The organism is Yersinia antarctica (genome assembly GCF_056636475.1).
The window spans coordinates 742746-765649 of sequence record NZ_JBSJQF010000001.1; the positions used below are offsets into that span (position 1 = coordinate 742746).

Below are 22904 nucleotides of genomic sequence, written 5' to 3' on the forward strand. Positions count from 1 at the left end.
GCCCGTTTTACTATACCCGTCATCTTTCAAGTCGCAGGCGTGTTCGCTGCTGTCGCTAGCCCGAATCACTTAAGTGATTCGGTGAGAGTCGTTTTATATCTCCCTGTCGCACTAGTCGGGAACGCAACAAGGTTAGGGTGCGGTGACTATCATGGCTACTCGGCGGTTTTCTGCTCGTCCTTTAGGGGTACGGTTATCGGCGACCGGCTCTAACTTACCGCGACCTCGTACCTCAATATTGGCTCGTGGAATACCTATGGTTGCCAGTGCATCCGCTACTGCAGAGGCACGTTGCAGCGATAACTGTTGGTTATACTCATCTTTACCGATGGAATCAGTATGCCCATCAACCCGCAGATGAGTAATGCCCACACTCAATAGCGCACGGCCAATGTTTTGTACTGTCTGCCCGCCAGACGGATTCAATTTTTTCACGTCACTATCGAATAACACTTTGTTTGCCAGACCAAATTCCCAGCCATTTTCAGTTAATTTAAATCCTTGTTCCTGTAAGGCTGCAATCTGCTCGGGTGTTAATCCTGGTGGTTTGGTTGCCTGACACCCCGCCAATATCAATAAACTCATGGCGAAAAAACTCATCCAGATATGGCTTATCAGACTGTTGTTTTTCAATACCTGCATGTCACCTATCCTAAGCTTTCAGTAAGAGTAATATCCGATTGGTAGGCAATGACGCTGCCACCGAACTGGAAACGTTTCTTTGCTTGATACATGGCTTCGTCGGCCCGTTGTAATAGCTCTTCGGGGGTCAGCGCATGATCTGGGTAAATCGCAATACCGATGCTGATAGAGGCGGTTATCTCACTACCATCTACCAAATCAATAGGTTGATTCATACTGTCGATAATATTATTAGCGATGGTTACAACATCATCGGTGTCGTGGATCGGTGCCAGTAATACGGCGAATTCATCGCCGCCCAAACGTGCCACCAAATCGGTTTCACGTAACAGTGCGCGGATACGATCGGCAATCGAGGTCAGCACCAGATCTCCCGCTGCATGACCATAGTTATCATTGATTTCTTTGAAGTGATCACCATCAATAAATAACACGGCCAGTTGTTCATCATCGGCGCAATCACTCAACGTGCGGCTTAGCCGGCCCTCAAAGAAAGCACGGTTAGCCAATCCAGTCAGGCTATCATGGGCAGCACGGTGTGCGAGGAAGTCATTTTCTTGCGTTAAATGGTCTTGCCAAACCTCCAGTTCTTCCAGCAAGCCATTGAAGTCATTGCTTAACTCGTTAAGTTCGGCAATTTTCGCTGACGGCACTCGCTGACCAAAACTGCGGTGGCGGCTAACACTATGAGCAACTTCGGTGATTTTGTTCAATGACTCGATAATGCCAAACAGCATCCGGCGCGACAGGAATAGTGCCACTAACGTGCTGAGAATTAGGCAGACGAATAAGCCCATCAACCCTTGCAACAGAAAACGTAGCAGACTACCACCATGACCAATAATCACGATGCTGCCGACTTCATTACCGGCATGCATCATGGGGAGTACCACCGGCTCAGGCAAAGCCCAACGGGCGACTTTTTGTTCCATATCATACATTGGACTATCGTTTGGTAGCGTCCAGTTAGCTATTTCTCGGCCATTCACATCGAGAATTTTAGCTTGGGCAACTTCTTCATTTGCCGCAATCAAGGACAGCGCCTCGTTAGCGGCCACGCTATCACCAAACACCACGGCAGCTTCAGTGGTGTAACTGATTGAACGGGCAATTAAATGTAGGTTATGGTCGGCATACACCCGCAAGGCAAACAGTGCCGCCAGTGTGAGAAAAATACCTGCCGTTGCGACCGAGACCAATGCCACCGTCAGATGTATGCGACCGAGTACCCGTCCCAGTGTGGGGAGCTTCGCGATGTTTGGCCGATTTTTTGTCTGTTTGACTGACTTATTCTGTGTTGAATTCATAATGCGTCTGTCTTTTTACGCGCAAGTTGCAACACACTGGGATGAACCTTTACCCCACCGCGTGCCAATGCATCCATATTGACTTTGAAAGAAGCCTGCTTACCTTCCAGTAACAAACAAAATGCACTGCCAAATGTACATTCGTCATAATCTTCACTGATGGTAAGAATCGGATATCCCGACAGTCGGGCTGTCAACTCCTGACGCTGTTGTAGCTCGGTACGCCCCAGATAAACGACATCGCAATTGGTTGCAATCGAGCTATCCGAGAGGGAATAGCGCTGAGTTTTAATGGGATGTGTGGTTTCCATAAACGCGGGATTAAACAGCTCTTCTGCATAAATTGTCGGGGCCACCACACACAAGCGAGTTACGACGGGGGCCACGGGCCAGCGTGCATAGCTGATAATACCCAACACCATTTTGGTGGCGGCATTACTGCGTTCATGGATAAGGGCTTCATTGATGTTATCCGCAGCCATTGATGGTAAGGGGGCAAGTAAGCCAGAGAGAAGTAATAAAATAGAAGCACAGGCCCGCCAGACACGCCATAGCGTCATTAGTTTTAGCGGATAGTAGCGTTCATAATTGCTGACGCCGTTAATTGCGCAAGTTGCGGTGTTCATTTTTGCGCTTCCTGTAGGGCGGCATGGTTCACATGTTCATTGCAGCGATCGCATAATAAATCGCCGCCATTCTATTATAAGATTTAATTGATGCAATAATAGTCATGCTATCGGCAATATGCGATTTATCTTAAATCATATTTATGGGCGATAAAAAAACCCGGCTAATTAGCCGGGTTTTATGTATCGCAACGTATTGATATCAGACCGGATTCGATCCGCGCTTAAAGCGACCGATAACCCACTTTTCGATCTCTACTACCAAGAAGATGGCGATAGAAACCAACAGTGTTAAGCCCCAGTAATAGGCCGGCAATGGTTCGGTACCGAAAGCAGTATTCATGAATGGCAGGTAGATGATGGCTAACTGCAATACGATCAATACACCTGACACTAACCACAGCCCTTTGTTAACAAAGACTTCTTTGTTCAGTGGGAAGCGGTCCATCACTCGGCAGTTAAACATATAAATCCACTGCGCGGTAACCAGTGTTTGCATCAATACTGTACGGATAAATTCAGTGCTGTAACCGCGTGGCTCCATGTAGGCTTCCAAGGCAAAAGCACTTAAGGCAATCAAGGTACCAACAAACGCGATACGCCAGATGGCATGGCCATCTAACACATGTTTTGATGGGTCACGTGGATTGCGGCGCATAATGCCTCTTTCTGCCGGTTCAAATGCTAAACCGAAAGAGAGCGTGGTAGAGGTTGCCATGTTTATCCAGAGGATTTGCAATGGCGTTAATGGAATAACAGCCCCCGCGAGGATGGCAAAGATAATGAGCAACCCTTGCGCCAGGTTGGTGGGCAATACAAACAGAATGGTTTTCTTCAGGTTATCGTAGACACGACGGCCTTCTTCAACCGCACTGGCAATGGTCGCGAAGTTATCGTCTGACAGCACCATATCGGCGGCTTCTTTTGTCACCTCGGTGCCTTTGATACCCATGGCGATACCCACATCGGCCTGTTTCAGCGCTGGCGCATCATTCACACCATCACCGGTCATGCCGACAATTTCGCCTTTCTCTTGTAAAGCTTTAACCAAACGCAGTTTATGTTCCGGGCTGGTACGGGCGAAAATATCATAATGAACGGCAGCTTGTGCCAGTTCTTTATCGTCCATATGCTCCAGTTGGCCACCGGTAATGGAGTCTTTACCATTGCCAATTCCCAGCATGGCACCAATCGCCATCGCGGTTTCCTGATGGTCGCCGGTGATCATTTTCACGCGAATACCAGCCTGCTGGCAGGTCGCTATGGCGTCGATGGCTTCAGGACGTGGTGGGTCCATCATGCCAGCGATACCAACAAACACCATGCCCTGCTGGATATCACTGTGGTCCAACTCACTGACAGGTTGTTCTGTTGGGCGGAAGGCTGCTGCTACCATGCGTAGACCTTGCTTGGCATAACGCGCCATCTCGGCTTCCCAGTAATCGCGGCGGAACGGTGCAACACCCTGGTCGGTCAGTTCTTGTTGGCAGAACGTAAACAACACATCAGGTGCGCCGGTCAGGAAGATACTATTTTCTGCTTGAACCTGATGGCTGGTAGCCATGTATTTATAGGCAGAATCAAAAGGAATTTTACCGTGCTGAGTCACTTGACCCAGCTCAATACCGGATTTGGCGGCTAATACTTTCAGTGCGCCTTCTGTCGGGCCGCCAGTAATGGCCCAATGACCTTGGTCGTTCTTCTGAATCTGGCTGTCATTACACAAATTCACCGCAGTGATAAATGTCTTTAACGTGCCGTTGGTATCGAGCGAGGCTTGCTGGTCACTCCCTTCCGGGTAAATGTTGCCAACCGGTTCGTAGCTTTCACCTTCTACGCGATAGCAGTGGTCTGCCAGAATCACTGCTTTAACGGTCATTTCGTTCATCGTCAGTGTGCCGGTTTTATCGGAACAGACGACAGTCATAGCACCTAAGGTTTCTACCGTTGGCAGCTTGCGGATAATCGCGCGGTTGCGCGCCATCGCTTGTACACCAAGGGAGAGGATGATCGAAATAATCGCCGGTAAGCCCTCGGGAACCGAGGCCACTGCCAGACTTATCAACGCCAGTAACAGCTCATCGACCGGTAGGTCGCGCAGGATAAAGGCGAAGACGAACAGGAATGCCATCATGACCAGGATCAGGATGAAAATGGCTTTGCCTAAACGATCCATCTGTTGCAGTAGCGGGGTACGGGTTGATTCAACCGTCGACATCATTTGGTTGATATGGCCCAGTTCGGTATCACCGCCGCTGGCAATCACCAAACCTTTCGCGGTACCGGCACTAATGGTCGTCCCTGAGAATAGTAGGTTTTTGCGATCGCCAATCACCGACTCGTTCTCAATCACGCCGATTTGCTTCTCGACTACCGTTGACTCACCGGTCAGGATAGCTTCTTCAATCTGAAGATTGTGGGCTTCCAGCAACCGCAGGTCTGCGGGGATTTTATCTCCTGGTTTCAAGGTGACGATATCACCAGGGACCAGGTCCTGTGCATCAATAATCTGGGCGCTACCATCACGAATGACCACCGCTTTACTGGAAAGCATATTCTGTATGCTTTTCAGAGATTTCTCGGCTTTATTTTCCTGAACATAACCAATTAAGGCGTTAATAACCGCCACACAAAGGATAATAATAGTGTCAACCGAGTGACCCATCAGTCCCTTGACCAATGCCGCCGCTAATAAAATGTAAATCAGAACATCATTAAAGTGGGCTAAAAACTGTAGCAGGGGATGTTTGCTTTTTTTGGCCGGTAACGCATTGGGACCGTACTGTTTAAGGCGTTCCTCCGCCTCTTGTGGCGTTAACCCTTCTTCGCGGCTATTTAAATGCTGCAAAGACTCTTCCGCAGTAAGTTGATACCAGGCCTTACCCTCTGGGGGCGGGGAGGCGGATTTATGGTCTGATGAGTTTTGCATTGAAAGAACCTTCTTAAAAATTAATAAATCTAAAATCTATCTATTCGTTTCATGGTGGGACGGGGCAGAGAAAGTTTTTATCATTTCTTCCGTGAACAGTGCCAATTCCTTAATGGTTTGATTTTGATTAAAAAGCAAAAAAATATTTTGAAGGATATATTTACAACAACATAGTTATATTAAGCAAGGATAGTCGATTTTTATCAAAGCAGTGCCTTGATCTTAGATAATAAACAAGAAACATTTAGCAACATATGGTTGGTAACCTTGTGAATAGTAAGTAGTTACAGGCTGAACTATTCTGCTGTTGATCTTCTTGCTGGTGTTGAATGTTTCGCGGGTATTAAGTGATAACACAAAGTGATTAATCTTCAGCTCCTATTGCTTTATGTTATTACTGGCTATCAGGTGAAACTCTTCGTTAGTATGTTCTGCTGCCGGAACTAATCGGGCATATGCTAATCAGAGGTTGCGGTAAGCGATATAATGATGTGGCGATAAGTAAAGTGCAGTAGCCAACAACCAGTGAGGAAATAGTAAGTATGGACAAGTGGCGATATCTGGCGATTGGCGTGTGTCTGGTGACGACTTCAGGAGTGGCATTCGCTGACTCCATTGATGCCCAACGGCAACGCTATCAGCAAGTTAAACTGGCCTGGGACAGCAATCAGATGGACACCGTGACACAACTGATGCCCACGTTGCGTGATTATCCCCTGTACCCATATCTGGAGTACCGCCAGTTAACGCAAGACCTGAGCCAGGTGAGCGCGGTGCAAGTGAACGATTTCCTTAGCCGTAATCCAACCTTGCCGCCAGCACGTTCACTGTCATCCCGTTTTGTTAATGAACTGGCTCGCCGGGAAGATTGGCGGGGATTATTGGCATTCAGCCCGACAGCACCGAAGCCGGTTGCAGCCCGTTGTAACTATTACTATGCCAAATGGGCCACTGGCGAACAGCAGGTGGCCTGGGATGGTGCGAGTGAAATTTGGCTGAACGGCCAGACACTCCCGGGCAGTTGCACTAAATTATTCAGTGTCTGGCAACAAGCCGGGCATCAAACCCCACTGGCAACACTGGCGCGGATGAAGTTAGCCTTGAAAGAGGGCAATGCCAGTTTAGTGAGTTATTTACTTAAACAACTGCCAGCGGATTATCAGACCATGGGTACTGCACTGGCGAAACTGCAAAGTGACCCGGCCAGTGTTGAAAGCTTCGCCCGTACGGTCGGACCGACAGATTTTACCCGTTCTGCCACTATCATTGCTTTTACCCGTTTGGCTCGTCAAGACGTGGAGAACGCGCGAGCGATGATCCCGACCTTGGCCCGGCTACAAAAAATGAGTGATAGCGAAAAGCTGGAGCTGGAAGATGCGGTGGCCTGGCGTTTGATGGGGACCGATGCGACTTACGATCAGGCTAAATGGCGAGATCAAGTCACCTTGCGTAGCCATTCAACGTCATTGCTGGAGCGGCGTATTCGCATGTCTCTGGGCAGTGGCGATCGTCAGGGGTTAGCGACCTGGCTGGCACGCTTACCGGCCGATGCGCAAGATAAAGATGAATGGCGCTACTGGCGTGCATCGCTGTTATTGGAACAAGGTAAAAAAACCGAGGGTGAAGCTATCCTGCGCAGCCTGATGCAGGAACGTGGCTTTTACCCGATGGTTGCAGCTCAAAAGTTGGGCGTTCCTTACCCTATTAATGTTGAGGTAGCGACCAAACCGGATGCATCGTTAGCACAGCGGCCGGAAATTATCCGGGTGCGTGAATTGATGTACTGGAATATGGACAATCTGGCCCGTAACGAGTGGAGCTATCTGGTCGCCAGCCGCAGTAAGCCGGAGCAGGAAGCACTGGCGCGCTACGCTTTTAACCAGAAGTGGGCGGACTTAAGCGTACAGGCTACCATCGTTGCCAAATTGTGGGACCATCTGGAAGAGCGCTTCCCGCTGGCATGGCCAAAGGAGTTCCGTCAGGCGACAGAAGGCAAAGGGATAACCCCAAGTTATGCCATGGCTATTGCCCGTCAGGAAAGTGCCTGGAACCCGAAAGCACAGTCACCAGTAGGGGCGACGGGGTTAATGCAGGTGATGCCGCGTACCGCTGAACATACGGTAAAACTCAATAATATCAGTGGTTATGTCAATAGCAGCCAATTACTGGATCCGCTTACAAACATTGAGATCGGTACCAGCTATCTGGAAGAGGTTTACCAGCAGTTCGGGCGCAACCGTATCTTATCCAGTGCCGCCTATAACGCCGGCCCATCGCGGGTGAATACCTGGTTGGGTAACAGTGGCGGGCAAGTGGATGCAGTGGCATTCATCGAGAGTATTCCTTTCTCAGAAACCCGTGGCTATGTGAAAAATGTGTTGGCATACGATGCCTTTTATCGGCACTTTATGAATCGCCCAGCGAAGGTGTTGAGTGATGCCGAGTGGCAGCGGCGTTACTGATCCCCCTTTGTACTTGAAGCCGCAGGGGTGTTAGCTACGCGCACTTACCCGAATCACTTACTGGTGTAAGCTCATCGGGATGCGTTTGCTTGCTGCCTACCTGCGACTCCAATTACTTTGGGGTTACTCTTCGTCCTTGACGCTGCGGCGGTGTTAGCGGCGCTCGCGCACCCGAATCACTTACTTGTGTAAGCTCATCGGGGTTTGCTCGCTTGCTGCCTTGCCGCAACGCCAATGACGTTGAGGATATTCCTTTGTTCTGGGCGCTGCGGCGGTGTTAGCGGCGCTTACGACCTTGGCGTTGCAGGCTGTTTACTGGCAGCCCTACAACGCCAAGTTCTTTGGCTATATCTCACGTTATGGTATGCTCTCGTACTAGTTAAATAGTACCTTGGGTATCTATCATGACAAAACTACGATTGACCGATGATTTGTCGGCTGACGAAATAAACATGGCTAATATCCACAGCCCGGTTAATACTGCTTTTGCGCCAGATCCGGCGTTATCCCCTGCAGATAATCAGCACTGGCTGAGCTTTGTTGCGCTGTTGGAAAACGCGATTGCGCAAGACCTGCATTTGCCCTTGCTGCAATTGATGCTGACACCGGATGAGCGTACGGCTCTGGGCACCCGGGTACGTATCATTGAGGAGTTAATGCGCGGGGAATTAAGTCAGCGTGAATTGAAAACCCAGTTAGGTGCAGGTATCGCGACCATTACCCGTGGCTCTAACAGCTTGAAAACGGCCCCGCCACAGCTCAAAAGCTGGCTTGAGACCCAATTACTGACAAATGATGTAAAGCCTTCCTGAGTTTAGTATCACGGTGCCGGGCGTTGATATATTTCGTTGTGAAATGGTACCAGCGCTAACAGCAGTGCCTGGTGATAAACACTGGTGCGGGTCAATTTACCGTCGGTAAAGATACCGATGGCACCACCCTGATGTTTTACATTCGATATGCCGGTTAAAACTGCCATTTCGTCGCCCAGCTCACGGCCTTGGCGAATCCCATGCAATATAATGTCGGGCAGCATTAAGCTGGCAGAACGGGATTCTCCCCGTAACTGTAAGTGTTCAATTACCATCCAGGCAAAGGTCATATTATCTTCAATACCGGCTTCAACCCCAACCCAAAAATCAGCCTCAGGGCGAATCTTACGTGCGTTACTCACACGCTGTCTGGCGCCACTGTGTGTCTCAAGACTGCCGATGGGTTGCAGGGGAACACCGCTATCGACATTGACACCTTCAATACGATACTGGCCGGGGCCATAAACATCATCGAAGGCGAGGGTGATAGCCTTAATCTTTGCAGGGTTGGTAGTTGCGGCAACAACATGGTACATAATGAGTCTAGTATCCTATTCCCTTGGGACTTGAAGCAGCAGGGCTGTTAGCTGTCTATCTGCCACGCCAACGTCTTTGGGTTTATCTAAAGTAATGGTTTTTGTGCCTATTTTACGCAGTATAACGGAAAAACGACATGTTACAGGTATATCTCGTGCGTCATGGTGAAACCCTCTGGAACGCCTCACGCCGCATTCAGGGCCAATCAGACAGTCCTCTGACCGACATCGGTATCCGTCAGGCCAACTTGGTTGCGCAACGGGTTAGTAGCCAGGGCATCACCCATATTATTACCAGCGACCTTGGCCGCACAAAGCAGACAGCTAAAATTATTGCTGATGCTTGCGGCCTAACCATGGTGACAGACTCACGCCTGCGTGAGCTGAATATGGGCGTGTTGGAGGCGCGCCCCATTGAAAGCTTATCGGTGGAAGAAGAGCAGTGGCGTAAGCAGATGGTTAATGGTACCGAGGGCGGGCGTATTCCTGAAGGTGAGTCGATGACTGAACTGGGTAGCCGTATGCATGCAGCGCTGGATAGCTGTCTGAAGTTACCTGCTGGCAGCAAGCCGCTGTTAGTTAGCCATGGTATGGCGCTGGGATGTTTGTTGAGTACATTACTGGGTCTGCCCGCGCATGCCGAACGGCGTCTACGTTTGCGCAACTGTTCGTTATCTCGGGTTGATTATCAAGAAAGCCCTTGGCTGGCCTCTGGCTGGGTCATTGAAAGTGCTGGCGATACCGCTCACTTGGATATGCCAGCACTTGATGAGCTACAGCGTTAACGACGGATAGGAATGAGATATTCACATTTCAACGAGGTTGGAGGCTGATCTTTCGGCCTCCCCTGCGGGAAGAAGCGCTCTATATCGTACCCTCGCCGGCGGGTTAGCCCTAATTGCGGCAGACTGGTGCCATAGAGTGTCAGAATGAAGTTTTGCAATCCCTCCAGCGGCCCCTCATAGCTGAACTGCACGTACTCGCCACCTTGCAAGATAACCGGTTGCCCTTCCGGCACATTGCCCGGAACATGTTGTGGCTCAATGGCGGTGGTATAGAAAATCTCCTGCTCATCATCTTTCTCCTGATTAGGGCGGGAGTGATGTAAACCATAGAGCACTGGCGGCAAGTGATCGGCATCACCGAGATATTGTTGCCAAAAATGCGAGCGTAGTTCAGTACGATAAGTTGATATCTGTTCAAGCGTACAAGAGTAGCTTTGTGTCAGACCAATCAGGTGCTGTTCAGGCAAAGTGATGAATTCAGGTTGAGGTAGCGTATATTCCCCTAGCCGAATCGGTGGGCAAATCCCAGCCGAGTGCCAATCTTCTGCCCGTCGGTACAGCGCCGGTGTTTGTGCAAACTGCTTTTTAAATGCCCGGGTAAAGGTTTGCTGCGAATCAAAGCGATATTGTAGGGCAATGTCCAGAATAGGACGGCTGGTTAATCGTAACGCTACAGCGGCTTTAGATAACCTTCTGGCACGGATATAGGCACCGATAGCATTCCCGGTGACATCCTTGAACATTCGCTGCAAATGCCATTTAGAATAGCCGGCTTTGGCAGCAACATTGTCCAGTGCTAAAGGCTGGTCTAAATGACTTTCTAGCCAGCTAAGCAAATCACGAATGATACTGGCTTGATCCATAGATCTTCCTCGTAAAGCGGCCTAAATTTAGGGTGTTAGTCATATGAAAAGAATAGCTCTGGCGAATAGTAGCAACTTTTTATGTTCCCGACTGCTTAAGAATTTTGTGGCATAGTGTGTTAAAAAAGAACCTAAGATTTATAAAATGTCTTTTTAACGAATATTTTATTTTTAGTACAAATAGTTAACGCTGAGTAACGTTATTCAGCGGAATGGAGTAAGTGCATGAAAAATAATTGGATATTCCTTGGTTGTCTGCTTTCATTTGGGGCCATAACTGCTCATGCAGAGGAAATTGGCTCCGTCGATACAGTCTTTAAACTGCTCGGGCCAGATCATAAAATAGTGGTTGAGGCCTTCGACGACCCCGATGTTAAAAATGTAACTTGTTATATCAGCCGCGCTAAAACCGGGGGCATCAAAGGTGGATTGGGGTTGGCAGAGGATACGTCTGATGCAGCAATTTCCTGTCAGCAAGTGGGGCCGATTGAGCTGAGTGACAAAATTAAGAATAAAAAATCTGAAGGTACCGTGGTTTTCCAGAAACGGACTTCTTTGGTGTTTAAAAAGTTACAGGTAGTGCGTTTCTATGATCAAAAGCGTAATGCCTTAATCTATCTGACCTATTCCGATCGCGTTGTCGACGGCTCGCCGAAAAATGCGATCAGTGCCGTTCCGATTATGCCGTGGTAAAAATTGGATAGATATAAAAAAGCCAGCATAGAATGCTGGCTTTTTACTGTGGATAGCAGCCAGAGGTTTACTCTTCAAGGTCACCACAGAAACGGTAACCTTCACCATGGATAGTGGCGATGATTTCTGGTGTGTCCGGCGTGGATTCAAAATGTTTACGAATGCGGCGGATAGTCACGTCAACAGTACGGTCATGAGGCTTCAGCTCACGGCCGGTCATTTTCTTCAACAATTCGCCACGAGATTGAATCTTGCCTGGGTTTTCACAGAAGTGCAGCATGGCGCGGAACTCACTACGTGGCAGCTTATAATGCTCGCCAGCAGGGCTTATCAGTGAGCGGCTATTGATATCCAGCTCCCAGCCATTAAATTTGTAACTTTCAACCAAGCGGCGCTCTTCACCCACGCTACCCAAATTCATGGTGCGTGACAGTAAGTTACGTGCCCGAATGGTTAATTCGCGCGGATTGAAAGGTTTGGTGATGTAATCATCAGCGCCAATTTCCAAGCCAAGGATCTTATCTACTTCGTTATCACGACCTGTCAGGAACATTAGGGCAACACTTGCTTGTTCACGAAGTTCTCGTGCTAGCAACAGGCCATTCTTGCCCGGCAGATTGATGTCCATGATAACTAAGTTGATATCATTCTCAGACAGAATGTGGTGCATTTCTGCGCCATCATTGGCCTCATGAACTACATAGCCTTCCGCCTCGAAAATGCTCTTCAGGGTGTTACGAGTAACTATCTCGTCTTCTACGATCAGAATGTGCGGGGTCTGCATGTTTGCTACCTAAAATTGCCAACAAAATAGAAATAGGAAGTACAGAAGTCTTTGTTATATTAGGATTTTTATTGACTTGTTACTCGTCATCCCGTTCATCACATGACTAAAGTACGTAAACGCGTTCTTGATGCACTTTCCATCAAGGTCAACAACATCACTAGCTTGGTCGGGGTGTTACTCCCTACAGCCCCAAAGGTGACAAAAGCGGCGCATATCCTAACCCTATTAACAGCAATATAACAGTGTGAGCCGAATCTACCACCCAACAAAACTACGCTTTGTTGACATATATCAAATTCAATTGTAGCACGTTAACACTTTTGTGAAAAAGACTTACAAGAATACCAGCTTATGCGCGAGTTGGTTAAATTATGTGATCGATTCAGTGTTATTAATATTAAAAATTGAATGTCAAACGTAACAAAAAAATGATTTTTCTAATCTATTGATTTTTATTGTTTAAAATCAATATTCTTTCAGCATTACAGCCATCAAGGGATTTTTCTTGTCAGCGTCCTATTTCGCCTAAAAGCATAAGAAGAATTATCGTCAATGTTAGTTAAATGTAAAGTAATAGAGGAAACTTTTCATATTTGTTGTTTTTTAAGTCACTTATGCAAATCAATGATGATTAATTTGCCATTTTATGGCTTCAATTGGATTTTGCTATCGCGATCCTATCAATTGTTCGTTGGCGTGTTTTCTGTCATTTAGTCGAAAAAAATCTTACAGTGGATAGTAGTGATTAAAATTAATATTACAGATTTATTATCTGGTTTATCGCGGGATTTTTTATTTGTATCTGCTGATTACCCCTATTGAATTAGTTGATTCCCCATTGTGGGTGGGGGCGTTTCTTCAGGAAATTGGATGAAAAAATTTGACTTGAGGGGGCGATTGCTTTAACCAATAGAGGGACAGCTTCATTTATGAGACAGACAGACGACATGCGATATATCAGCCTGAACACAACAATTATTACCACCACCGAAACCACTGGTTACGGGGCGGGCTGACGCGTACAGGAAACAACAGAAAAAAGCCCGCACCTAAACAGTGCGGGCTTTTTTTTTCAATCAAATCTTTGCAAAAAAAGTTTGCGATAAAAAAGCGCGAAAGCGGGAGAGAATCAGAAATGCGAGTGTTGAAATTTGGCGGGACATCAGTAGCAAATGCAGAACGCTTTATGCGTGTTGCCGATATCATCGAAAGTAATGCACGTCAGGGACAAGTGGCTACCGTGTTATCCGCTCCCGCTAAAATTACCAATCATCTGGTTGCGATGATCGACAAAATGGTCGCAGGGCAAGATATCTCGCCGAATATCAGCGATGCGGAGCGGATTTTTTCCGAGCTGTTGCGTGGGTTGGCCGACACTCAACCCGGGTTTGACTATGAACGCTTGAAAGCGCTGGTGGCGCATGAGTTTGCGCAACTCAAACATGTCCTGCATGGTATCTCATTGCTTGGCCAGTGCCCGGATAGCATCAATGCGTCAATCATTTGCCGTGGCGAAAAACTCTCCATTGCCATCATGGAGGCGCTATTTCAGGCCAAAGGTTATCCAGTTACTGTGATTAATCCGGTCGAGAAGTTGCTGGCTCAAGGCCATTACCTCGAATCCACTGTTGATATCACGGAATCTACCCGCCGTATCGGGTCCAGCAGCATTCCGGCCAACCACATCATCTTGATGGCAGGTTTCACGGCCGGTAACGACAAAGGTGAGTTAGTGGTGCTGGGGCGTAATGGCTCCGACTATTCAGCCGCGGTGCTGGCTGCTTGTTTACGCGCTGATTGTTGTGAGATCTGGACGGATGTTGATGGGGTTTATACCTGTGACCCGCGTACTGTACCCGATGCCCGTTTACTGAAATCGATGTCATACCAAGAGGCGATGGAGCTGTCCTATTTTGGCGCTTCAGTTCTTCACCCCCGCACTATCGCCCCCATTGCCCAGTTCCAGATCCCTTGCCTGATTAAAAACACCTCTAATCCACAGGCACCTGGCACCCTAATTGGCGGGGAAAGCAGTGATGATGGCTTCCCAGTCAAAGGTATCACCAACCTGAATAACATGGCGATGATTAACGTCTCAGGTCCGGGGATGAAAGGCATGGTCGGTATGGCTGCCCGTGTCTTTGCTGTGATGTCACGCAGTGGCATTTCAGTGGTACTTATCACCCAGTCTTCTTCTGAATACAGCATTAGCTTCTGTGTGCCGCAGGGGGAGCTAGAGCGTGCCCGTAGAGCATTGGAAGACGAGTTCTATCTGGAATTGAAAGATGGCCTCTTGGAACCTCTGGATGTGATGGAGCATCTGGCGATTATCTCCGTGGTGGGTGATGGTATGCGCACATTGCGTGGCATCTCCGCTCGCTTTTTCTCGGCGTTGGCGCGTGCCAATATTAATATCATTGCGATTGCGCAAGGCTCGTCTGAGCGCTCTATTTCGGTGGTGGTGAGTAATGATGCGGTTACCACCGGTGTGCGTGTCTGCCATCAAATGCTGTTTAACACTGACCAGGTGATTGAAGTGTTTGTAATAGGTGTTGGCGGTGTCGGTGGGGCATTAATCGAACAAATCTATCGCCAGCAGCCGTGGTTGAAACAGCGCCATATCGATCTGCGGGTGTGTGGTATTGCTAATTCCAAAGCCATGCTGACCAATGTCCATGGCATTGCGTTGGATAACTGGCGTCAGGAACTGGCTGAGGTGAAGGAGCCATTTAACTTAAGCCGCTTGATTCGGTTGGTAAAAGAGTATCACTTGCTCAACCCGGTGATTGTCGATTGTACTTCCAGTCAGGCTGTTGCCGATCAATATGCTGATTTCCTGGCCGATGGTTTCCATGTTGTGACGCCAAACAAGAAAGCCAACACCTCGTCGATGAATTACTACCGTCAGATGCGTGCGGCGGCGGCGAAATCTTGTCGCAAATTCCTGTATGACACTAACGTGGGTGCTGGTTTACCGGTAATCGAAAACTTACAGAATCTGCTCAATGCTGGTGACGAACTGATGCGTTTTTCTGGCATTCTGTCAGGGTCGCTGTCGTTTATCTTCGGCAAGCTGGATGAAGGCATGACATTGTCACAGGCAACCTTGCAAGCCAGGGAGATGGGATACACTGAACCTGACCCACGCGATGACCTCTCTGGCATGGATGTTGCGCGTAAATTGTTGATCTTGGCCCGTGAAGCAGGTTACAAACTTGAGTTGACGGATATTGAAGTTGAATCTGTTCTGCCAGCCAGTTTTGATGCTTCTGGTGATGTAGATAGCTTCCTGGCGCGTTTACCGTCACTGGATGCCGAGTTTACCCGTTTGGTGGCAGATGCGGCGGAGCAGGGCAAAGTGCTGCGTTATGTTGGGGTTATCGAAGAAGGGCGTTGTATCGTCAGAATGGATGCTGTTGACGGTAACGACCCGCTGTATAAAGTTAAAAATGGTGAGAATGCGTTGGCTTTCTATACCCACTATTATCAGCCTATTCCGTTGGTGCTGCGCGGATACGGTGCGGGTAATGACGTGACTGCTGCCGGGGTATTCGCCGATCTTTTACGCACATTATCCTGGAAGTTGGGAGTTTAAATATGGTTAAGATCTATGCTCCGGCATCGATTGGCAATGTCAGCGTTGGATTTGATGTGTTGGGTGCGGCGGTTTCGCCGCTAGATGGCACCTTACTCGGCGATTGTGTCAGCGTGACGGCGGCAGACCGTTTCAGTCTGCGCAATGAAGGCCGCTTTGTCAGCAAACTGCCTGATGACCCGAAAGAGAATATTGTTTATCAATGCTGGGAGCGTTTTTGTCAGGAAATGGGCAAACAGATCCCGGTGGCGATGGTGCTGGAAAAGAATATGCCGATTGGTTCTGGGCTAGGTTCCAGTGCTTGTTCGGTGGTTGCCGGGTTAATGGCGATGAACGAGTTCTGTGGCAAGCCATTGGATAAAGTCACGTTACTCGGCCTGATGGGGGAGTTGGAAGGGCGTGTTTCCGGTAGTGTGCATTATGATAATGTTGCACCTTGCTATCTGGGTGGGATGCAGTTGATCCTCGAACAGGAAGGTTACATCAGCCAGAATGTTCCCGGCTTTGATGATTGGCTGTGGGTCATGGCGTATCCGGGTATTAAGGTCTCGACCGCTGAAGCGCGCGCCATTTTACCGGCGCAATATCGCCGTCAGGATTGTATCGCTCATGGTCGTAATTTGGCTGGATTCATTCACGCTTGTCACACTCAGCAACCTGATTTGGCCGCTAAGATGATGAAAGATGTTATCGCCGAACCTTACCGCACCCAACTGTTGCCGGGCTTTGCTGCCGCCCGCCAAGCCGCCCATGATATTGGTGCATTGGCTTGTGGTATTTCCGGCTCTGGCCCGACGCTATTTGCTGTCTGCAATGATCATGAAACCGCACAACGCATGGCGGGATGGCTACAAAATCATTACCTGCAAAACGACGAAGGTTTTGTTCATATTTGCCGTCTGGATACCGCAGGCGCACGACTACTGGGATAACGCATGAAACTGTATAACCTTAAAGATCACAACGAGCAGGTCAGCTTCGCGCAAGCGATCAAACAAGGCCTGGGTAAGCATCAGGGGTTGTTCTTCCCACTGGAATTGCCAGAATTTGAACTGACAGAAATTGATAAACTGCTGGATCTGGATTTTGTTACCCGCAGTAGCCGTATTCTGTCTGCTTTTATTGGCAGTGAGATTGCCCCTGAAACCTTAACCAAACGCGTTCAGGCCGCATTTGAATTCCCAGCACCCGTGGCTCAGGTTGAGAATGATATAGCCGCACTGGAGCTGTTCCACGGCCCGACACTCGCGTTTAAAGATTTTGGCGCGCGTTTTATGGCGCAAATGTTGGCTGAAGTGGCGGGTGACCAGCCGGTGACAATCTTAACGGCGACTTCCGGTGACACTGGGGCGGCGGTAGCACATGCATTCTATGGCCTGAAAAACGTGCGGGTGGTTATTCTCTACCCACGTGGCAAAATCAGCCCATTGCAGGAAAAACTGTTCTGTACATTAGGTGGCAATATCCACACCGTGGCAATTGAGGGCGATTTTGATGCCTGCCAGGCCTTGGTGAAACAGGCCTTTGATGATGAAGAGCTGAAGCAGGAACTGAGCCTTAACTCCGCCAACTCGATCAACATCAGCCGCTTATTGGCACAAATCTGCTATTACTTTGAAGCGGTAGCCCAGTTGCCACAAGAAGCACGTAATCAACTGGTTATCTCGGTACCCAGTGGTAACTTTGGTGATTTGACCGCCGGGCTGTTAGCGAAGTCATTAGGTTTGCCAGTTAAGCGCTTTATTGCTGCCACCAACGCCAACGACACAGTGCCGCGCTTCTTGGTTAACGGCCAGTGGCAGCCAAAACCTACTGTTGCGACACTCTCGAATGCAATGGATGTCAGCCAGCCGAACAACTGGCCACGTGTTGAAGAGTTATATCGCCGTAAAATCTGGCAGTTGAAGGATTTAGGCCACGGTGCGGTGAGTGATGAAGTGACCAAAGAGACCATGCGTGAGCTGGCGGAGCTGGGTTATATCTCTGAACCTCATGCGGCGATTGCGTATCGTGTTTTGCGTGATCAGTTGCAGGACGGCGAGTTTGGGTTGTTCATCGGTACCGCTCATCCGGCGAAATTCAAAGAGAGCGTGGAAGAGATCCTCGGCCAGGAACTTCCGTTGCCGAAACCACTGGCTGTTCGGGCGCAACTGCCTTTGTTATCCCATGATTTACCAGCCGATTTTGCGCAATTGCGGGCTTTCTTGATGGCTTTGCCAAAATAATTACCCGTCTTACTTGGTGTTGCAGCGTTGTTAGCCGCTCTCACTCACCCGAATCACTTACTTGAGTAAGTGATTCGGGATGTGCTCGTTTGCTGCCTAGCTGCAACACCAATTACTTAGGGTAATGCTTTTTCTACTTGACGTTGTTAAAACTGCTCAGCGCGCTTAAACACCAGTTCATTTTTTGCCGACAGCCCGGCATCAAACTCATAGCCTTCCAGATTGAAATCAACCAGTTGTTCTGGTTTGGTTAACTTATTCTGGATGATAAAGCGGCTCATCAGGCCACGGGCTTTCTTGGCATAGAAACTGATGATTTTGTATTTACCGTTTTTCTCATCTAAAAATACCGGTTTAATCAGTGAACTTGCCAGGCTGGCCGGTTTAACAGCTTTAAAATATTCATCAGAAGCCAGATTAATCAGCACATTATCACCTTGCTGCGTCAATGCCTGATTCAGTTTTTCAGTTATCTGGTCACCCCAGAACGAATAGAGATCTTTGCCGTGGGGATTAGCCAACTTAATCCCCATCTCCAGGCGGTAAGGTTGCATTAAATCCAGCGGGCGTAACAGGCCGTACAAGCCAGAAAGCATACGCAAATGCTTTTGCGCAAAATCAAAATCGGCGGCGCTGAAATTCTGTGCTTGCATGCCGGTATAGACATCACCTTTAAAAGCCAAAATCGCCTGACGTGCATTGTCTGGGGTAAAATCAGGCTGCCAGTCGCTAAAGCGGGCAGCATTTAAACCGGCCAGCTTGTCGCTAATCCCCATCAGACTGCTGATTTGGGCTGGCGTCAGCTCACGACAAATCTCAATAAGCGCTTGTGACTTATCCAACATTTCAGGCTGAGTAAACTTCTTGGTCGCTAATGGACTTTGATAATCAAGGGTTTTAGCCGGAGAGATAATAATAAGCATAACGATATCCTGTTAATCCAGATGAGACACTGTAGCAAAAAGCGCACGTCAGCAAAAAAAAAGATTGGGCGATTGCTAAGATAGGTATCCCCATCGGACATGACGTTGTAGGGTTGTCAGCGATGATAGAGCTTGGCTAAATCGTCTCAGCACGATAAGAATGGACGAAATTGCTATTAACCAACCGGTTTCTGGCTGTTTTGCACGGCGAAAACGGTTGCTAAGCAAAAAGCGTGTCTTTGCGCTTTTTTTAATCAGTTTAACTGCCTTGCACCAAGGCTTACGCATGTTATTATCAAGACAAGGCAGTGCGTCCAGATAGCCACTATTGCGAAATGGCTAACATTTCGAAAGAGCAGAAAGCAGCTTGAGAAAACAGATTCTTGAGAACATGCGTTCTTTAGGAAATGAACAGTTTTGACATGCCAAAAGTTCATGCACAAACGACGAGAAACGACAACATGACCGATAAACTTACTTCCCTACGTCAAATTACCACAGTAGTAGCAGATACCGGGGATATCGCGGCAATGAAGCTGTACCAGCCGCAAGATGCAACCACTAACCCATCACTTATCCTGAATGCGGCTCAAATTCCTGAATATCGCAAACTGATCGATGAAGCCATTGCTTGGGCACGCGAGCAAAGCAGTGACCATGCTCAGCAGATTGTTGATGCCACTGACAAATTGGCTGTGAATATCGGTTTGGAAATTCTGAAACTGATCCCAGGGCGCATTTCTACCGAAGTTGATGCTCGTCTTTCCTATGACACCGTTGCCAGCGTGGCAAAAGCCAAGCGCCTGATTAAACTGTATAACGAAGCTGGCATCAGCAATGATCGTATTCTGATCAAACTGGCCTCGACCTGGCAGGGTATCCGTGCTGCGGAACAACTGGAAAAAGAAGGCATTAACTGTAACCTGACTCTGCTGTTCTCCTTCGCTCAGGCGCGTGCTTGTGCTGAAGCGGGTGTGTTCCTGATTTCACCGTTTGTTGGCCGTATTCTTGACTGGTACAAAGCCAATGGCGACAAAAAAGAGTTCGCGCCACACGAAGATCCAGGTGTCGTTTCAGTAACCGAGATTTATCAGTATTACAAAAAACACGGTTATAGCACTGTGGTGATGGGCGCAAGCTTCCGTAATCTGGGCGAAATCATTGAGCTGGCGGGTTGTGATCGCCTGACTATCGCACCTTCTCTGCTGAAAGAACTGGCAGAAAGCGAAGGCCCGATCGAGCGTAAACTCGCTTATACCGGTGACGTTCAGGCGAAGCCTGCACCACTGACTGAAGCTGAGTTCTACTGGCAGCATAATCAGGATCCAATGGCTATCGATAAACTGGCTGACGGTATCCGTAAGTTTGCTATCGACCAAGGCAAGCTTGAGAAAATGATCTCTGACCTGCTGTAATTCGAGTTGTGTGTCAGATAAAAGGTGGCGTAAGCCGCCTTTTTTATTGCCCGTTAACCAGGCAGGTTTGCGCGCCTACCCCCACGCTAATTACGTTGGATATGCTATTATTCGCCCTGGATAACAGGCATTTCGTCGAGGTAGTCGCATGAATACATTACGTATAGGTTTAGTCTCCGTCTCTGATCGGGCGTCGAGTGGGGTATATCAAGATAAAGGCATTCCGGCGCTGGAAGAGTGGCTGGCAAGTGCGTTAACCACCCCTTTTGAAATAGAAACTCGCCTTATCCCCGATGAGCAAACTCTGATTGAGCAGACATTGTGTGAGTTAGTCGATGAAATGGGCTGCCACTTGGTGCTGACCACTGGCGGTACCGGCCCGGCAAGACGTGATGTTACCCCTGATGCCACGCTGGCAATCGCGGATCGGCAGATGCCTGGTTTTGGCGAACAAATGCGCCAAATTAGCTTACATTTCGTTCCCACTGCTATTTTATCCCGTCAGGTAGGGGTTATCCGTAAGCAAGCATTGATTATCAACTTACCGGGGCAACCTAAATCTATCAAAGAAACCCTTGAAGGGGTTAAAGATGCTGAATCGAAAGTGGTCGTCCCCGGTATCTTTGCCAGTGTGCCTTATTGCATTCAACTACTGGACGGGCCTTATATAGAGACCAATGCTGAAGTGGTAGCGGCTTTTCGCCCGAAGAATGCCATTATCGATATAAAAAACTAAATTAAAATTTTTTACAACATAAGGCACCATTCTAACCGTGTGGGGAATTTTGTACGGTATAGTCCTATTAACTTTACAAAAAGCTGAAAATATTTTTCTTCCCCAACTCTGGTTTATTACGGTGTCATATGTCTCAAGAACACAATTCATCTCAAGTCGACTTATCGCAACCTCATGTTGCTCAAGAGCATAATCCTAACCGTCGATTGAATAAGCAAGATTATAAAACGCTCACTCTGGCTGCATTAGGGGGCGCTTTGGAATTTTATGACTTCATTATTTTCGTCTTCTTTGCTGCGGTTATCGGCGATCTTTTCTTCCCGGTAGATATGCCTGAGTGGCTGCGCCAGGTGCAGACATTCGGTATTTTTGCGGCCGGTTATCTGGCCCGCCCACTGGGCGGTATCATCATGGCGCATTTTGGCGACCTGGTTGGCCGTAAGAAAATGTTTACTCTCAGTATTCTGTTAATGGCTTTACCTACACTGGCGATCGGTATGTTGCCGACTTATGCTTCGATTGGTATCGCGGCCCCATTACTGCTGCTCTTGATGCGTGTGTTACAAGGTGCGGCAATTGGCGGTGAAGTCCCCGGAGCATGGGTTTTCGTGGCTGAACATGTACCGCGTCGGCGCATTGGGATTGCCTGCGGTACGTTAACGGCGGGCCTGACTGCGGGGATCTTGCTGGGGTCGCTGGTGGCTACTGCTATGAATACCGCCTTAAGTCATCAAGCCATCTTAGACGGTGGCTGGCGCGTGCCATTCTTCCTGGGGGGGATTTTTGGTCTGTTCGCGATGTATCTGCGCCGTTGGTTGCAAGAAACACCTATTTTTAAAGAGATGCAGGCACGTAAAACTTTAGCTGATGAGTTGCCACTGAAATCTGTCGTGGTTAACCATAAGAAAGAAGTGTTTGTTTCCATGCTGTTGACCTGGTTGCTCTCTGCCGGGATCGTGGTGGTTATCCTGATGACCCCGACGTATTTACAAAAGCAGTTCGGTGTACTGCCCGCGCTGGCATTGCAGGCCAATAGTTTGGCGATTGTCGCACTGGTGTGTGGCTGCGTGATTGCCGGGCTGGTCATTGACCGCTTTGGTGCCAGTAAAACCTTTATCGTTGGCAGCCTGATGTTGGCGGCATCGACATGGTCGTTCTACCACACTAATTTAACTGATCCAACTCAACTCATTACGCATTATATGATGGCTGGATTTTGTGTCGGCATTGTCGGTGCGGTACCTTATGTGATGGTCCGTGCATTCCCAGCAGAGGTCCGTTTTACCGGGATATCCTTCTCTTACAATGTGGCCTATGCCATTTTTGGTGGTCTGACACCGATTGTGGTGACCCTATTAATGAAAATGACACCGATGGCCCCGGCCTATTACATGCTGTTGTTATCGCTGGTAGGATTGTTGCTGGGGATTTATCTGCGTAATGATATTAATAGCGATGTGAAAGTGCATCTGCCAAAGAAGGTTTTGGTTGAGTAAGAGAGCGGGTAAATAGATCTCATCTTCAAAAATAGCCCATACAATTTATGGGCTATTTTTTGACCCATATAG

Annotated in this window: 20 protein-coding genes and 1 other annotated feature; of the genes, 12 read left to right on the forward strand and 8 right to left on the reverse strand. The window is 48.4% G+C overall.

Going from position 1 to position 22904, the window contains the following annotated elements:
- Positions 1–132 precede the first annotated feature (132 nt).
- The 4 genes from yfiB to ACWJJO_RS03380 all read right to left on the reverse strand — a co-directional run bounded on the left by yfiB (position 133) and on the right by ACWJJO_RS03380 (position 5504).
- The gene (gene yfiB / locus ACWJJO_RS03365) at positions 133–642 is read right to left on the reverse strand and encodes an outer membrane lipoprotein YfiB (RefSeq protein ID WP_083160657.1); all 510 of its coding nucleotides are present in this window, start codon (positions 640–642) and stop codon (positions 133–135) included.
- 5 nt (positions 643–647) lie between these two features.
- A complete protein-coding gene (gene dgcN / locus ACWJJO_RS03370; protein WP_420073444.1) occupies positions 648–1949 on the reverse strand; it encodes a diguanylate cyclase DgcN/YfiN in 1302 nt (433 codons plus the stop codon).
- Positions 1946–2575: a regulatory sequestration protein YfiR gene (yfiR, locus tag ACWJJO_RS03375; protein WP_442848142.1), complete on the reverse strand. Its 630-nt coding sequence runs from the start codon at positions 2573–2575 to the stop codon at positions 1946–1948. The genes dgcN and yfiR overlap by 4 nt, the downstream gene beginning before the upstream one ends.
- A gap of 202 nt (positions 2576–2777) precedes the next feature.
- Positions 2778–5504: a cation-transporting P-type ATPase gene (locus ACWJJO_RS03380; protein ID WP_372557962.1), complete on the reverse strand. Its 2727-nt coding sequence runs from the start codon at positions 5502–5504 to the stop codon at positions 2778–2780.
- A 542-nt stretch (positions 5505–6046) separates the two neighbouring features.
- On the opposite strand from ACWJJO_RS03380, the gene sltY reads away from it, so the two are divergent.
- Positions 6047–7966 carry a murein transglycosylase gene (gene sltY / locus ACWJJO_RS03385; RefSeq protein WP_481090636.1) on the forward strand — a complete coding sequence of 640 codons (1920 nt, stop codon included), beginning with the start codon at positions 6047–6049 and terminating at the stop codon, positions 7964–7966.
- A gap of 404 nt (positions 7967–8370) precedes the next feature.
- Positions 8371–8778: a trp operon repressor gene (gene trpR, locus ACWJJO_RS03390; RefSeq protein WP_481090637.1), complete on the forward strand. Its 408-nt coding sequence runs from the start codon at positions 8371–8373 to the stop codon at positions 8776–8778.
- Positions 8779–8786: 8 nt separating this feature from the next.
- On the opposite strand, the gene yjjX is transcribed toward trpR, so the two are convergent.
- Positions 8787–9314, reverse strand: coding sequence for an inosine/xanthosine triphosphatase (yjjX, locus tag ACWJJO_RS03395; RefSeq protein WP_083160649.1), 528 nt, complete (start codon positions 9312–9314; stop codon positions 8787–8789).
- 137 nt (positions 9315–9451) lie between these two features.
- Here yjjX and gpmB point away from each other — a divergent pair, with 137 nt between their 5' ends.
- On the forward strand, positions 9452–10099 hold the full coding sequence (gene gpmB, locus ACWJJO_RS03400) for a 2,3-diphosphoglycerate-dependent phosphoglycerate mutase GpmB (RefSeq protein WP_481090638.1): 648 nt from the start codon (positions 9452–9454) through the stop codon (positions 10097–10099).
- On the opposite strand, the gene robA is transcribed toward gpmB, so the two are convergent.
- Positions 10096–10962, reverse strand: coding sequence for an MDR efflux pump AcrAB transcriptional activator RobA (gene robA / locus ACWJJO_RS03405; protein ID WP_083160645.1), 867 nt, complete (start codon positions 10960–10962; stop codon positions 10096–10098). The genes gpmB and robA overlap by 4 nt on opposite strands.
- Positions 10963–11187: 225 nt before the next feature.
- On the opposite strand from robA, the gene creA reads away from it, so the two are divergent.
- Positions 11188–11655 carry a protein CreA gene (gene creA / locus ACWJJO_RS03410; protein WP_481090639.1) on the forward strand — a complete coding sequence of 156 codons (468 nt, stop codon included), beginning with the start codon at positions 11188–11190 and terminating at the stop codon, positions 11653–11655.
- Positions 11656–11722: 67 nt separating this feature from the next.
- Here the strand turns inward: creA and arcA are convergent, their stop codons facing one another.
- A complete protein-coding gene (arcA, locus tag ACWJJO_RS03415; RefSeq protein ID WP_004706052.1) occupies positions 11723–12439 on the reverse strand; it encodes a two-component system response regulator ArcA in 717 nt (238 codons plus the stop codon).
- A gap of 102 nt (positions 12440–12541) precedes the next feature.
- On the opposite strand from arcA, the gene yjjY reads away from it, so the two are divergent.
- The 5 genes from yjjY (at position 12542) to thrC (ending at position 18262) form a co-directional block, all read left to right on the forward strand.
- Complete coding sequence (yjjY, locus tag ACWJJO_RS03420; protein WP_227746564.1) at positions 12542–12682, forward strand: YjjY family protein; 141 nt, start codon at positions 12542–12544, stop codon at positions 12680–12682.
- 707 nt (positions 12683–13389) lie between these two features.
- On the forward strand, positions 13390–13458 hold the full coding sequence (thrL, locus tag ACWJJO_RS03425; RefSeq protein WP_002231504.1) for a thr operon leader peptide: 69 nt from the start codon (positions 13390–13392) through the stop codon (positions 13456–13458).
- Positions 13397–13515 (forward strand) — a sequence feature (Thr leader region). It overlaps the preceding gene by 62 nt.
- 62 nt (positions 13516–13577) lie before the next feature.
- Positions 13578–16037 (forward strand): bifunctional aspartate kinase/homoserine dehydrogenase I, encoded by a 2460-nt coding sequence (thrA, locus tag ACWJJO_RS03430; protein ID WP_083160639.1) that lies wholly within the window; start codon positions 13578–13580, stop codon positions 16035–16037.
- A gap of 2 nt (positions 16038–16039) precedes the next feature.
- On the forward strand, positions 16040–16969 hold the full coding sequence (gene thrB / locus ACWJJO_RS03435; RefSeq protein WP_372557966.1) for a homoserine kinase: 930 nt from the start codon (positions 16040–16042) through the stop codon (positions 16967–16969).
- Positions 16970–16972: 3 nt separating this feature from the next.
- On the forward strand, positions 16973–18262 hold the full coding sequence (thrC, locus tag ACWJJO_RS03440) for a threonine synthase (RefSeq protein WP_083160635.1): 1290 nt from the start codon (positions 16973–16975) through the stop codon (positions 18260–18262).
- Between the two features lie 146 nt (positions 18263–18408).
- Here thrC and yaaA read toward each other — a convergent pair whose 3' ends face one another.
- Positions 18409–19185, reverse strand: coding sequence for a peroxide stress protein YaaA (yaaA, locus tag ACWJJO_RS03445; protein WP_481090640.1), 777 nt, complete (start codon positions 19183–19185; stop codon positions 18409–18411).
- 461 nt (positions 19186–19646) lie between these two features.
- On the opposite strand from yaaA, the gene tal reads away from it, so the two are divergent.
- The 3 genes from tal (at position 19647) to ACWJJO_RS03460 (ending at position 22832) form a co-directional block, all read left to right on the forward strand.
- Complete coding sequence (gene tal / locus ACWJJO_RS03450) at positions 19647–20600, forward strand: transaldolase (protein WP_083160631.1); 954 nt, start codon at positions 19647–19649, stop codon at positions 20598–20600.
- Between the two features lie 148 nt (positions 20601–20748).
- On the forward strand, positions 20749–21336 hold the full coding sequence (gene mog / locus ACWJJO_RS03455) for a molybdopterin adenylyltransferase (RefSeq protein ID WP_083160629.1): 588 nt from the start codon (positions 20749–20751) through the stop codon (positions 21334–21336).
- Positions 21337–21464: 128 nt separating this feature from the next.
- Positions 21465–22832 carry an MFS transporter gene (locus tag ACWJJO_RS03460; protein WP_083160627.1) on the forward strand — a complete coding sequence of 456 codons (1368 nt, stop codon included), beginning with the start codon at positions 21465–21467 and terminating at the stop codon, positions 22830–22832.
- The last annotated feature ends 72 nt before the right edge of the window (positions 22833–22904 follow it).